General features: G+C 50.7%; 13 protein-coding genes. 5 read left to right on the top strand and 8 right to left on the bottom strand.

Annotated features, from left to right (window positions below; translation table 11 throughout):
- Nucleotides 1–424: 424 nt before the first annotated feature.
- Both mnmM and FD28_RS12840 read right to left on the bottom strand, forming a co-directional pair.
- On the bottom strand, nt 425–991 hold the full coding sequence (gene mnmM / locus FD28_RS12845; RefSeq protein ID WP_057735446.1) for a tRNA 5-(aminomethyl)-2-thiouridylate-methyltransferase MnmM: 567 nt from the start codon (nt 989–991) through the stop codon (nt 425–427).
- On the bottom strand, nt 991–1,629 hold the full coding sequence (locus FD28_RS12840) for a phosphatase PAP2 family protein (RefSeq protein WP_057735445.1): 639 nt from the start codon (nt 1,627–1,629) through the stop codon (nt 991–993). The genes mnmM and FD28_RS12840 overlap by 1 nt, the downstream gene beginning before the upstream one ends.
- Before the next feature lie 535 nt (nt 1,630–2,164).
- On the opposite strand from FD28_RS12840, the gene leuS reads away from it, so the two are divergent.
- The 3 genes from leuS (at nt 2,165) to FD28_RS12825 (ending at nt 6,253) form a co-directional block, all read left to right on the top strand.
- Nucleotides 2,165–4,594, top strand: coding sequence for a leucine--tRNA ligase (leuS, locus tag FD28_RS12835; protein WP_057735444.1), 2,430 nt, complete (start codon nt 2,165–2,167; stop codon nt 4,592–4,594).
- Between the two features lie 218 nt (nt 4,595–4,812).
- Nucleotides 4,813–5,571 carry a hypothetical protein gene (locus FD28_RS12830; RefSeq protein WP_057735443.1) on the top strand — a complete coding sequence of 253 codons (759 nt, stop codon included), beginning with the start codon at nt 4,813–4,815 and terminating at the stop codon, nt 5,569–5,571.
- 10 nt (nt 5,572–5,581) lie between these two features.
- Nucleotides 5,582–6,253 (top strand): AAA family ATPase, encoded by a 672-nt coding sequence (locus FD28_RS12825; protein ID WP_057735442.1) that lies wholly within the window; start codon nt 5,582–5,584, stop codon nt 6,251–6,253.
- 380 nt (nt 6,254–6,633) lie between these two features.
- Here FD28_RS12825 and FD28_RS12820 read toward each other — a convergent pair whose 3' ends face one another.
- The 4 genes from FD28_RS12820 to FD28_RS12800 all read right to left on the bottom strand — a co-directional run bounded on the left by FD28_RS12820 (nt 6,634) and on the right by FD28_RS12800 (nt 9,779).
- Nucleotides 6,634–7,377, bottom strand: a complete 744-nt coding sequence (locus FD28_RS12820) for a CPBP family intramembrane glutamic endopeptidase (protein WP_057735441.1) — start codon at nt 7,375–7,377, stop codon at nt 6,634–6,636.
- 291 nt (nt 7,378–7,668) lie between these two features.
- Complete coding sequence (locus FD28_RS12815; RefSeq protein WP_057735440.1) at nt 7,669–8,154, bottom strand: zinc-binding metallopeptidase family protein; 486 nt, start codon at nt 8,152–8,154, stop codon at nt 7,669–7,671.
- Nucleotides 8,155–8,168: 14 nt separating this feature from the next.
- Nucleotides 8,169–8,933 carry a flavodoxin family protein gene (locus FD28_RS12810; protein ID WP_057735439.1) on the bottom strand — a complete coding sequence of 255 codons (765 nt, stop codon included), beginning with the start codon at nt 8,931–8,933 and terminating at the stop codon, nt 8,169–8,171.
- Nucleotides 8,934–9,470: 537 nt separating this feature from the next.
- Nucleotides 9,471–9,779 (bottom strand): hypothetical protein, encoded by a 309-nt coding sequence (locus FD28_RS12800; RefSeq protein WP_057735437.1) that lies wholly within the window; start codon nt 9,777–9,779, stop codon nt 9,471–9,473.
- Nucleotides 9,780–10,004: 225 nt separating this feature from the next.
- On the opposite strand from FD28_RS12800, the gene FD28_RS12795 reads away from it, so the two are divergent.
- Entirely contained in the window at nt 10,005–11,648 is a 1,644-nt protein-coding gene (locus FD28_RS12795; protein ID WP_057735436.1) for a putative polysaccharide biosynthesis protein, read from the top strand.
- Nucleotides 11,649–11,660: 12 nt separating this feature from the next.
- Nucleotides 11,661–12,359 carry a pseudouridine synthase domain-containing protein gene (locus FD28_RS12790; protein ID WP_057735435.1) on the top strand — a complete coding sequence of 233 codons (699 nt, stop codon included), beginning with the start codon at nt 11,661–11,663 and terminating at the stop codon, nt 12,357–12,359.
- Nucleotides 12,360–12,441: 82 nt separating this feature from the next.
- Here the strand turns inward: FD28_RS12790 and FD28_RS12785 are convergent, their stop codons facing one another.
- Nucleotides 12,442–12,774, bottom strand: coding sequence for a nuclear transport factor 2 family protein (locus tag FD28_RS12785; protein WP_057735434.1), 333 nt, complete (start codon nt 12,772–12,774; stop codon nt 12,442–12,444).
- A 137-nt stretch (nt 12,775–12,911) separates the two neighbouring features.
- Nucleotides 12,912–13,742: an NAD(P)H-hydrate dehydratase gene (locus tag FD28_RS12780; RefSeq protein WP_057735433.1), complete on the bottom strand. Its 831-nt coding sequence runs from the start codon at nt 13,740–13,742 to the stop codon at nt 12,912–12,914.
- Nucleotides 13,743–13,886: the final 144 nt, after the last annotated feature.

Raw genomic sequence — 13,886 nt, 5'->3', positions numbered from 1 at the left:
CACCACCTTCACGGCCGGCTCCATCCCTGGCCTCCTCCGGCTCTGATTGCGTTTTATCATGACGATAGCTGTAAGTTACGATTAGGAGTCCAACTGATAACGACTGTTATAGTGATTCTCAGAGTCGTCCGAGAGCACCATGTAAGCCGAGAGGTCGACAGATATGGGCTCAGGCGCGTCGTTCTACTTAGTCAGTAAGCGATCTTCTTACTGGCTTAGTAGAAAACCAAGCTTGTAGACTCGTGATTTTCGAGGCTTCAAGTTGCGTTCGCCCCGTTCCAGTCCATATCTGCCGACCGGTAAGGCGAGGGGACCGCTGGGTTGCCCAACTTTAGGCCGACGGTTATTGCTAGAATAGGCATACCTGATACTTTAAAACTTTCAAGCTTTAATTTTATAGGAACAGGTTCCGATTAACCGCGGCCTATCGCCGTTCAATGGCCAACAGGAATGGCGGGTTGTGGACCTGATTGATAAAGCCATACTGGAGCACTTGGTAACGTTTTTGCGGGAGATGTTGGCAGAAGTCAACCACGGCATGGCGTTCGGTGGGGCCACCGGGATGCCCCGAGTAGACGACGAGAATAATCCGGCCACCGCGAGGCAGATGGTCTAACAGTGTCGTGACGGCGGCCAACGTGGTGGTAGGCTTCGTGATCAACGTCTTATCACCACCCGGCAAGTAACCCAGGTTAAAGATGGCACCGGCCACTTGCGTCGTCGCTTCCAGAAAATCACCGACGTGTTCGTGACCAATCGCGTGCAGATCAACCTGAGGGGCTAACCCCGTCAGTGTGAGCTGCGTCTGGGTTTCTTTAAGCGCGGCCGGTTGAATATCAAAGCCAATCACGTGGCCCGTCTTGCCCACCAAGTTGGCGAGAAAGAGGGTGTCGTGACCATTGCCGACCGTGGCATCGACCACGGTGTCACCGGGCGCGACGCACTCACTGAGAAGCGTGTGGCTATAGGTCAAGGCATTGGGTAGATTCATTATAATTCATCTCCATAACGGGTGAGATACCATTGTGTGACCGTTAACAGGACAAAGCCGATTGACCAGCCAGCCACGACGTCACTGGGGTAGTGGACACCCACGTAAACTCGCGACAGCCCAATGATGACGATCCACAGGCTAAAGACGATTGTGAGTAACCAACGCCAATTGCGGTGATGCCGTAAGGTCCAACCAATCAGGACGATGACGGTGCCCCACAGTAACATGGCCGTGACCGAGTGGCCGCTGGGAAAACTGTAGGAGCTGGCGGCCACTAACCGATCAACGGTGGGCCGATCACGCCGAACAATGTGTTTAAGGATACTATTGCCGATGCCGGCCCAGACGAGCACGTTCCAGCCTAAAAAGAGAGCACCACGAGAGCGTCGTGCAATGACGAGACCGGCCATAATGAGTAGCGTGATCCAGGTTACGGGTTGCGGATTCCCTGAATTGGTAATGGCTATAATCCCTTGTGTTAGCCCATGGGAGAGTGGGTGCCGAACCAGACCGATGACGAATTTATCAAAGCCACTCAGCCAAGTCTGTTGATACACCACCCCAATGAGATCCAGTAAAAAGATGATGCCAGCGGCCAGGGTGAACCGCCAGCGAAGCTTTGAAATCGGTGGCAAGATGAGCCGCCTCCTTAAGTGTGTGGGTATAAGAAATGTTATACAGTGTCCCAATCAGTATAGCACATTACGTCCACAAAGATGAGATGGGGCAATAGTAGTGGGGATGAACGAGACCTGTCTGTAAGAATGGCTGGGTTCAGCGCCGTTCATGATGAAACTATTAGTGAGGGCATCGTCATACATTTGGCAAAAAGGAATGTAAGAATCCCCGTTACCCCTTGCTTTTCTGGGGGCGGTTTGCTAAGATGAAAACAATTTGATTATTCAGGACGTTGACGGGAAGTAGTAGTTCTAGGGCGTATTTAGAAAGCGGATGGTCGCTGTAAATCCGTTACGCCAAGAACGAACTTATCTCCGAGTCTTTTCTGCCGCAAGGTGGGCGTTTGGCGACGTTATCAGCCGGAATGAGCCTCGAGATTGTTTCGAGGAAATGTAGGTGGTACCGCGCTTAGACGCCCTGCAGGAGCCCATTTTGGGCTGCTGGGGGCTTTTTTTGTGGCACGACGTCTATTGAGAAAGGGAGCGAAGTTTTTTGGCTTACAAACACGAGATTATCGAGCACAAGTGGCAACATTACTGGCGGGTCAATGATACCTTCAAGACCTCTGATAGCCAGAGCAAACCGAAATATTACGTATTGGATATGTTCCCATACCCTTCTGGTCAAGGGCTGCACGTGGGACATCCTGAGGGTTATACGGCAACCGACATCATGGCTCGTTTGAAGCGGATGCAGGGATTCAACGTCCTTCATCCAATGGGGTGGGATGCTTTCGGTTTACCAGCCGAACAATACGCCTTGAAGACGGGGCACAACCCTAAGGACTTCACGGCCCACAACATTAAGAACTTCAAGCGGCAGATCCGTTCATTAGGTTTCTCCTATGACTGGAATCGTGAGGTCAACACGACCGATGAATCCTTCTACAAGTGGACGCAATGGATCTTCGAACAGCTCTACAAGAAGGGCTTGGCTTACGAAGACAAGATCATGGTCAACTGGGCGCCTGACTTCATGGGCGGGACCGTTGTGGCCAACGAAGAAGTCGTGGATGGTAAGACTGAGCGGGGTGGCTATCCCGTTTACCGCGTGCCAATGCGCCAATGGGTACTGAAAATCACGGCTTACGCTGACCGTTTGATTGATGATTTGGACGACCTGGATTGGCCGGACAGCATCAAGGAAATGCAACGTAACTGGATTGGCCGTTCCGAGGGGGCGAGTGTCTTCTTCCCAGTTGATGGGCAAGAAGAGACGAAGGTTGAAGTCTACACGACGCGTCCCGACACGTTGTTCGGTGCGACCTACATGGTCTTGGCACCAGAACACGCCTTGGTTGACCAAATTACGACGCCAGAACAGGCGGATGCCGTTAAGGCCTACAAGGAAGCCATCGAAAGCAAGTCCGACCTCGAACGGACTGATTTGAACAAGGATAAGACCGGGGTCTTCACCGGTGCCTATGGGATCAACCCATTGAGCGGCAAGAAATTGCCAATCTGGATTGGCGACTACGTGCTGGCTTCGTACGGGACTGGGGCCATTATGGCCGTTCCTGCGCACGATGACCGGGACAACGAGTTTGCTCAAAAATTCAATCTGCCAATTGTCCAAGTGATTGCTGGCGATGAGGATACCGATGTTCAAACGGCCGCTTATACGGGCGATGGCGAACACATTAACTCTGAATTCTTGAATGGGATGAATAAGAAGACGGCCATCAAGGCGGCCATTGACTGGCTTGAAGAACATGACGCCGGCCACAAACAGGTGAACTTCCGGCTGCGTGACTGGATCTTCTCCCGTCAACGCTACTGGGGTGAACCTATTCCCGTTATTCACTGGGAAGATGGCGAAACCACGTTGGTTCCTGAAGACGAATTGCCATTGAAGCTGCCAGCAGCTAAGCAACTCGAGCCTTCCGGAACGGGTGAAAGTCCACTGGCGAACCTGGATGACTGGGTTAACGTTGTGGATGAAAATGGCCGTAAAGGGAAGCGTGAAACCAACACCATGCCACAATGGGCGGGGAGTTCTTGGTACTTCCTGCGTTACGTTGATCCACACAACGATCAAGCCATTGCCGATCCTGACAAGTTGAAGTACTGGATGCCCGTTGACCTCTACATTGGTGGGGCCGAACATGCCGTCTTGCATTTACTCTACGCACGGTTCTGGCACAAGTTCCTCTACGATCTCGGCGTCGTTCCAACCAAGGAACCTTTCCAAAAGCTGGTTAACCAAGGGATGATCTTGGGAACCAACCACGAAAAGATGTCCAAGTCTAAGGGGAACGTCATCAATCCCGATGAAATTGTCGAGAAGGATGGGGCCGATACGCTACGGTTGTACGAAATGTTCATGGGACCACTGGAAGCTTCCAAGCCTTGGAGCACGGAAGGAATCAATGGTTCTCGTCGCTGGTTAGACCGTGTTTGGCGCTTGTTGATCGATGATAACAACCATCTGCGTGACCGGGTCACGATGATTAACGATGGTAAGTTGGACAAAATCTACAACCAGACCGTGAAGACGGTGAGTGAGGACATGGAAGCCATGCGCTTTAACGTCGCTATCTCACAACTGATGGTCTTCGTTAACGAGGCTTACAAGACGGACAGCCTACCATTGCGTTACATGGAAGGCTTCGTCAAGATGATCTCACCAATCGTGCCCCATATTGCCGAAGAACTGTGGTCATTGATGGGTCATGACGAGACGATTTCTTACGAGAAGTGGCCAACCTACGACCCTAAGCAATTGGTCGAAGACGTGGTTGAAATGGTTGTTCAAGTTAACGGTAAGGTCCGGGCCCACTTGAAGGTTGCTAAGGACGCCGCTAAGGATGATATCGAGGCTGCTGCCTTGGCTGACGATACGGTCAAGATGCATACCGATGGCAAGACCATTCGCAAGGTGATTGTCGTGCCGGGTAAGCTGGTCAACATTGTCGCTAACTAAATTTAAAGTGTTATCGTAATTCTGTGTGTCAGTTACTTTCCTAAGTGGGAGTGGCTGGCACTTTTTTATTGTCGAGGATTGTCAGGCCGGTATAATTGGGACAGGTTGCGATGGCGCATAGGATAAGTTGCTTAATTATGATAAAACGATTAGAATATTATTGTTCTCTAATTTTGGAAACTGAATGATTTTAGATTTGCTGGGGAGGGGACCTTATAATGTGGCGTAAATTGAAAATTTTGGGTAAGTTTGAGTTGCGACAGACTTGGGATGATAAGACTATTCTATTTTACACGGTACTATGCCCAGCCATCTTTTTTCTGATCACGGACATCAGCTCTAAGGGACATCCCTTTGGCGTCCACAACGTTGCAAGTCAACTTTTAGGTTACTGGGCTTACATCATTCTAGTCGGCGTCCTGAACGGCTTTCAATTTGGCCTAATTGGTATGCGGGAAAGTAACTTTCTAAAGATGTTTACCGTTATCGCTGGGGACAAGCGGCTCATCTTTTACAGCAATTTATTGGTTCAAGTCGTCTTTATTCAGCTGGAAATGATTTTGTTTGATGTGATCGTTTTGATACTGAATCCAGCATCATTTGCGTTAGTTCCAATGATGGTCGGTGGGTTTTTATTGAATTTCATTCTGATTCCAGTCGTTGCTGGTTTTACGAGTTTCGTATTGCTACTGCCGATTAAGGTCAATTTAGCCTCATTGCTGATGACGGGCTATATCCTGTTAGCTATGGCGATTATCAATCTGCCTTATCAAGCCGATTCGCTGCTGGGCGTGGTGTTGACCGTTTTTAATCCCTGCTCATACATGATCCAATTCTACAGCACGGGGCTGTCCTTATTGGGACAGTTGACGGTGGCTAACGTGGGACTTTTGAGTGTGGTCGCGCTAGTTTATGTGGGGCTCGGTACTTATCCGATTCGGCACATGAAGTTGCAGTCGTACACGAGTCGTTATTAGGAGGTGCCTCATGGAAATCCAAAATTTCTCGTACCAATTACCGGATGGTCGCCAATTATTCGATCACTTGTCGGTAACGTTTGATCCTGGAAAGGTTAACTTGCTCCTAGGCGTGAACGGAGTTGGCAAAACGACGTTACTGGATTTGATTGCGGGTGTCAGTGAGCAGCGCGATTTACCATTCGTAGGATTTCCCCCGATGAATCGAATGGCGTATCAGATGCAGGGCGCCCCTTTCACGGGAACGGCCACGGTTTCCGAAGCGATTAGGATGATGATTGATCTCGATCAGCCGGGACACCATTTTCAGGAGGCGGAATTACCGGCCAGCCTCCAAGAGATTGCGCATAGTTATTTCCGTGACTTGTCCGGGGGACAACGACGCTTAGTTATTTTGGAGGGAGTCTGTCGACTCGATCGGGATCTGTATTTGTTTGATGAGCCCGAGAGTGGGTTAGATGTCAAAGTGGCGGTTAGCGTCATGGATCGGATTAATCAGCTGATTACGCGTGGTAAAACGGTCATTATGACCACACATCAGTTTCATCATTTGCCGGTCGATCGGGTTAAAATTCAGGTCTTGGCGAAAAAACACTTGGCGTTTAGCGGAACGCCAGCGGAATTGATGGCGGCGACGGGCACGGATAGTATTGAAGCGGCTTATCTGAAAACGGATGCCTAGGTGATTCTGGCAAGGTTGATAACCGTCTAACAGTGTGAGTGGGATGCCTGATAAGGGGATGTCACTCTTTTTTATTGGTAATTGATTTCAAACGATATGGTGGGTATAGAGCTACCATACCAGAATGAAAAGACGTTGTCTTGGGAGCCAAGAAGCCATATTGAACGCCTTATAAAGTTTGTGAAAAATGGCCGGGTTTGCATGCGCTTACGCTTCAAGATAGCTGTGGGATATAACCCAATCGGTAGGAAGCTGAGCAAGAAAATGACGCGTTTCAGTGACTCTCAAAATTTATTTTCTTATTGTGTAAAAAAAGGCTGTAAAAAAAGGCATCACCACTAGGGCAACGCCTTCAAAATTCAGCATGATTGTTAGAACTATTAGTCGATCTTGCGCAGCGTCTGTGGGAAGTGCCAGGCCAATAAGATAATGGCCAGAATCATCTCAACGATCAAAGCCACTACAATTTGCGATGGGGTGCTAACGTTCAGCAGCGCCTGAGGACTGGCAAGTAAGAAGAAGTCAGTGATCAGATGCAACCCAATTGGCCAGATTAACGAGTGTGTTCGCAGGTAAAGGGTGGCTAATACCAGGCCCATCCCCGTTGTCGCGAGAAATTGCCAGAAAATGACGGTCAGGCTCTCGGCATTGAAGAGGAGGGCATGGCTAATGCCAAATGCAATGCTGCTGAGGATGACGGCCAACAATCGTCGACTAAATAGACTTGTAGAACCCGCGGCGATTAGCTTAGGCAACAGAATTCCTCGAAATTGGTATTCCTCTAACAGGGCCAAACTACCCGCAAATAATAAGCTGGTTTGTTGCGTTTGATCTAGTGCCAGCGGTGTACTAAAAAAGCTACTGCCTTGTACAATCAGATAGCTGATAAGTAGCATCCCTGGCAGGAAGGTTCCCGACCAGTGACTGGCAGGATTGATCCAGTAGATGGCTTGTTTCGTCCAGAAATGATTGAGTAACAGCAATAAGACAAGCGTTACGACGAAGCCGCCGATGACATCAAGGCCCGTGCTGAGATGCCAAGTCTTGAATCCTGAGACCACCGCCAAGACGAGGGCGCTAGTGGTGATCCAGAAGGCTGTTAGGTTTAAATACTGATGTTTCATATTGCGAGTCATCCCACTTTCCCCAAAGTTACGAGCTTAATCTTAAGTTAAGGCTGGGGCAACTGTCAATACATGTCGGAACTAGACGCGCCGGATTACCGGACTTTTGAGAAGGTGAGACGGCATAAACGGCAGGTCGGTCGCGATTTTTCCACACTTATCCGGTCATTAATTTTTTCTTAAAAGACGGCTTGGGCGCTACGCTGTCAGTCCAGCCATAATCACCAATAGCTAAAAAAGAATCAACTTCCGACTTGGCAGTTGATTCTTAGAAGTCTTATTGCGTAGTGCCTAGTCATCTAACCAGTCTTCTCGAGGCGCTAGCTCTAGGCCGGGGATAGCAAGTAGACGTTTGCGATCTTTTTTCGTTTGCGTCCGCATGCAGGCGTATTCCTCATGGCCTAAGACCATCAGTGTTGGGACGCCGGCTTGGTAAAAGGTTAAATCGTCTGGCAATTTGTCTGACGCGTAACGGCCCCAGTCGTATAGCGACGTGGTGGCCCGTTTCAGCACGCGCCCCGTCACACTGTTTGCCTGATAGCGGTATAAGACGAGGGTGTGCCAACCGCCCATCGTATTGAGCGCGTTCGCATGGCCGGCCTTACTGTTGATGAGGTCGGGGGCTAGTGCGGCCATGACCTGATGATAGCGTGTCGTGTAGATATCTTTACAGTCATTGTAGCTAGTCAGTTCGAAGCGGTCATTGGTTTCAAGACACATTTGCAACAAGGTTCGGTAGGCCTTACCGGTAGGTTCTGCTGTAAACTCAAATAACATAGGAGACCTCCTGACTACCGGCGACGGTGACGAACAAACGTGAAGAAATGAAGGATGCTGGCCAGCAACACGTAGAAAATAACGACAAAGCTGGCGTAAGTCAGCCAGAATTTGCCGGCCGCAAAGACGCCGAACCACCACGCCTGGAGGCCCATCGTAATCAGCGCCATGATGGCGATCATGAAGAAGAGTAGTATGTAACGTTTCAAGGTGTTATCATCCTTTCGTGGTCGGTTGGTAATCTTTTGGGAGAGGCGCCGGCATTCCGCCAGTTTACTTTCCCGAGGAGCGTGTGTGCCCCAAGTCCCCGTGCCAACAAATTCGCCAACCTTGATGAGTCCGGCACCGGTCAGTACCCGGTCAATGGTGACGAAGGTCTGATCGGTGATTCCGGTAAAGAAGTTCTCGGTGGAGCTGACAAAGCAGCTGGTCATGCTGAGATAGTGCTTGTCCTTGTATTTGCCGGGCAGGGTATCGGCTTTTGAGGTCATCCGCACGAGGCGGAACCGCATGCAGTCAAAGAACTGCTTCATCACGCCGGACATCCCACCCCAGTAGGTCGGCGCACAAACCAACCAGAAGTCGCTGGCGGCCATCTTGGCTTCGATTTCGTCCAACGCTGGACACGTCTGTTCCTTCGTATCCGGATAAATATCGTAATCACGTAGAAAGACCGTTTCGACCTCAGCGGTGTCCGGCAAGCCATCTAAGACGGCCTGAAGATAGCCAGCTGTGATGCCGTGGCGTTCGTGACTTCCTAATAGTGCTAAGTAACGCAAAGCAATCGCCTCACTTTAAATCATTTTAAGTCATGTGGTCATTAGCTGTGCCCCGGATGAGGGGATTAACGCTACCGGGGATGAATGTACCTGGTGAAAGATAAGGGTTCGCAAATGATTGGTAGCGCCACCAATGACTGTATAACTAGTATACCGCATGTTGGGGTGAGTTTGAGGTATTCTGCTTACTTCTGGATGATTGGGGTGATTAAGGCGGGGGGATCTCTTGGATTATCTATGGCCGAAACGTGCGCCACCAGGCAGCCTCCTGCGCTTAACCGCATCAAGCCAAAAAGCCAGGCCCGGGCTTTTTAACTTAATGACGTTAATGCTCAGAGATATCGCTTTAATTATCTGTGGCCGAAACGTGTTCCGCCAAACAGCTAGCTGCGCTTAACCCCATAAGCAGAATAATCCAAACCCAGGATTTTTCTACTTATGACGTTAATGCTCACTAGCTAACCGTTTGGTTCCGCACTCTTTTCCAACAAAAAGCCCTCGCGGACCAACCGGCCGACGAGGGTACCTGAGATGTAATTATTGCAGTAACTCTGTTAGGATGGCGAAGAAACGGTGTTTTACCACTTCATCCTCCCCAGCCTTTGAGAACTGGTAGTTGAGTAAATGACGGTCAAATTCGTGGAAGAAAACGTCAGCCATCGTTTGATAATCGCTATCATTGGTCTGGTCGATCCGCTTAAAACTACGCCAGGTTGCATAAATCAACTGTGCATCCGGAACCTGCGTTAACTCTGGAAAATGTTGCCGAATGCTTTTCGTCATTCGGATAACCTGTTTCGCTCTTTCCGGGGACATCTGCATCTCCGGTGTTGCCGTTTGCGTCATAATGGCATTCCTCCTTGAATAGTAGGTTTCTTGACTACTTCCAGCATACCACTGTTCGGCGTATCCGGTAAGAAAACCGCAGAGTCGGGCGTTGGGATTTATAAATCTTTACCGAAACCTGATATTTGCTAACCAAATCCTATGGTATAATGTTTGTTTGATTAGCTTGGCTGTTTGCCAAGCCCGGATTACATTGAATTTTAAAAAGTGAAAGTAGGGTGTCAAATGTCGGCAAGGTCTGATCATACAGGAAATCAAACCGTGAGCACGCAGGATCAAATGGTCTCGGGCTCCGCGTGGATGACTGCCGGGAGTATTTTTTCCCGGATTCTCGGCGCAATTTATATCGTGCCCTGGAGCATTTGGTTTGGGTCGTTCTTCCTTCAAGCCAATGCGTTATATGGGAAGGGGTATAACATTTACAGCTTCTTCCTGATTGCGGCCATTGCTGGGGTCCCATCCGCGATTGCCAAGCAGGTGGCGCACTACAATGCCTTAAACGAGTACGGTATCAGTGTGCGGCTCTACAAACGGGGCCTGGTGATTGCCATCATGACCGGGGTGATTATCGCGCTATTGCTGTTCCTCGGAGCACCGATGTTTACCGGTGGCGATAAGCACCTGATTCCCGTCCTGCATTCGTTGGCCTGGGCCATCCTGATTATTCCCACGATGAGTCTGACGCGGGGGTATTTCCAAGGGTTCCAACAGATGGCCCCTTCCGCGATCTCACAATTTGCTGAGCAGCTGGCCCGTGTGGCTTATATGTTAATCACGGCCTTTATCATTATGGACGTGATGAAGGGAGACTGGGTTTCAGCCGTCTCCCAATCCACATTGGCTGCCGCTGTCGGGGCACTTTGTGGTCTGATTGTCCTGGGCGTCTACTATTGGCGCCGTCGCGATTACTTCCGCTCATTGGTGGCGGGGAGTAACGAAGAACTCGTGGTGCCAGCTAAACAGTTGTATCGTGAAATTATTGCGCAGGCGGTGCCCTTTATCATCCTGGGTGCCGGAATCACCATCTTCCAACTGATTGACCAGTATACCTTTGCACCGATCATGCATTTGGCGGGAAACTACTCCGATACTTACTTGAATGACCTATTCGCGCTGTTCGGCGTGAACGCTAATAAATTGATTATGATTACCATTTCACTGTCCTCGGCGCTGGCCGTGACGGTGGTGCCGCTGTTGTCGGAGGCCTATACGCGAGGCAACAAACACGAAATTTCGGGGCAATTAACGAACGCCTTCCTGATGTTTGAGTTCGTGATGATTCCGGCTGCTTTGGGAATGGCCGCGGTGGCCCGCCCCTTAAACATTGTTTTTTATGGGCAAACACAGGAAGCCTTGGGCTCATCCATCCTGGCCTTCTCGTCCTACCTGTCAATCCTGCTAGGACTGTACACGGTGGTGGCGGCGTTGATGCAGGGAATCTCGCAAAATCGGCGCGCCGTGCATTACTTTGCGGTGGGGACGGTCGTGAAGTTCATCGTGCAATGGCCACTGGTTTACTTCTTGGGGGCGTTTGGCCCTCTGGTTGCAACCGGGATTGGCCTCTTCGTGACCTGTTACCTGATCATCCATTCGCTGGATGTCCAGTTCGGGATCAATTACGCGACGATTGCTAAGAAGACGAACGGCATTTTACTGGCGTCGATTGGGACGTTTGCCATTGCCCGTGTTGTGGTCATGTTAGGCAGTTTATTCAGCAGTAACGGCCGGGTCATTAGCTTTACAGTGACGGCCATTGCAGCCGCACTCGGTGGCTATTTCTACGTCTACATGATGTTGAAGAGCCGGTTAGCCGATGCGATCATTGGCGATCGGGTAGCAGGTCTACGTCGTCGGTTGCACATTCATTAGGAGGAAGTTGCGATGAACATTGAACGTTATTTAACGGATCACCGACAAGGCACGCCGCGGCAGATTTTACGCTTGCTGCGTCAGGGTCGGGTCACCGTCAATGACGATCCGATTGATTCACCACTCGCCACGGTGGCGAAGGCGGATCAGGTTCGTGTGGACGGCATGGCCGTGACGGGGCGTCAACCCCAATACCTGGTCTTTAACAAACCGATTGGGTTTCAACTGAGTATGGACCCGACCAGTGCGCATAGCCTGGGGAGTTTGCTCAATACCTTGGATCAGGTTCGGCCACTAAAGGCCTTGGCGGATTTGCCCAAAGAGGCTACCGGCTTGGTTTTGGCTAGTGACGATGACCATTTCCTAGCAGACGTTGAGGCCCAGGAGTGGGTTAGCACGTTGCAAGTGTCCTTGGCGGGCGCCGTGACGGCATTGCCGGGCCTCGCGGATGACTTGAGTTTTTCTGCGGTGCAGGTTGTGCCGGATACCGTTCGGCAGACGACCTTGGTTACGGTGAAGACGCGGGATCTAACCGCGGCGGTGCCCACGTTGCTGGCCCTAACGGCAGTCAACGGTCCGGTCAGTCGCGTGGCTTTTGGCCCGCTGACGTTGCCCGTGGATCTGTCCGTGGGTTCTTACCGCGGCTTGTTCCCAGTGGAGATCGATGACTTGAATGGACCATTGGCGGCCACAACTTCAGCTGAGTCCTAAGGGTATCTAATGAGAGTTAAACAAAAAGCAGGCGTCAAGCTCGGTCAATGAGCTTGGCGCCTGTTGTCATTTGATGGTCAGATTAATCTGGCAGAATGGTGACGTTGGCTAGTAAGTCGTCCTTAACCGTCATGCGGAAGGGACTGGAGCCGTTGAAACCATTTCCGGTCACGAGCAGTTGGATGGTCCAAGTCGTGGCATCGTCCTGCGTGAAGTCTTGTAACTCAAAGTGAGATTGCTTGCCGATATTGTCGGTTTGATTCCATTTCGCAATCTCTGCCGGGCCATGATACTCGGTGCCCCAGTCGTTAAGCACGGCATCTGGCGTGAATTGCGCCACAAATTGGTCGGCATTCGCGGCATTGGTTGCCGAGATGAAGGTGGTGATAGCGGTAGGTAAGGTGAGATCGTCCATAGATAAGTGCTCCTTTTTAGGTGGGGAGTCAATGATACAGCTCCGAAAGTGTTTCTAGTATGCGACCATGGACTGCTTCTGGCAAGCAAAAGCAGTCGTTAATCATTGCTCACCTTAATGGTATCGCCGTGGACAATCTAAACCAGCGCTTCGTGGGCCTTCATGAACTGAGGCAAAACGTCAATGATTTGGTGGGGTAAGACCACGTACTGCTTCTCGGCCAGTTCCTCCGCGATGGCGCTATGACTGTAGACCGCCGCCAAAACGGCATCGGTAGCATTCGAGAATTGGGCCACGAACCCCCCAACCATGCCGGCTAGGGTGTCACCCATGCCCCCAGTGGCTTGGGCCGGTGTTCCCAGTGGATTTTCGTAGACGGCCGTAGGGGTGTAAATTTGCGTACGGTGGGATTTGACCACGACCGTGGCGTTGAGTTTGGCCACGGCAGGCTGGTTGTTAGCCACCGTTTGTTCGGCGATCGGGATGCCACTGAGTCGTTGCCATTCCATCTGGTGGGGGGTAAAGATCAAGTGGGCGTCGGGCAGCGTCAGGTGGTGCTGGGCAATCAGGGTGATTGCCGAGCCGTCAATGACGAGATACTGCTCGGGTTTGACCGCACCGAATGTGGTGTTCAGGGCCATTAGACCAGCTTCATCCGTGCCTAAACCGGGACCGATGATGACCACATCGGCGGAATTGGTTAGAGATTTCATTTGCTCATGATTGTTCATGTCGGCAAACATGGCTTCCGGCAGACGGGCGTGCAGACTGGTCTGATTGCTGGGGTCGGTAATGGTGGTTACTAGGCCAGCACCGGCGTAGACAGCGGCGGCGCTAGCCATGAGGATGGCCCCACCGAAGTTGCGGTTGCCACCGATCAGGGTTACCCGACCGTAAGTCCCTTTATAGCTGTCCGCTGGGCGTTGCCGAATCGTTTGAGTTAAGATGGATTGCGAGAGCGTTTCCATGTGAATTCCTCCTCAAAATTGGTTTCGCTTTCAGTATAGCATTTTAGTGGTGGAAAACGGCTTACAATTCGGCGTCGTTATGCTAGAATTAACTTTAAGTATACTTTAGGCCTCATCGGGGTCTAACAAATTAAAGGAGGTCCA

This window comes from Levilactobacillus hammesii DSM 16381 (assembly GCF_001434395.1).
Classification (GTDB): Bacteria; Bacillota; Bacilli; order Lactobacillales; family Lactobacillaceae; genus Levilactobacillus; species Levilactobacillus hammesii.
Note: the sequence above shows the minus strand (reverse complement) of the source record. Positions and strands in the feature narration are given on the sequence as shown.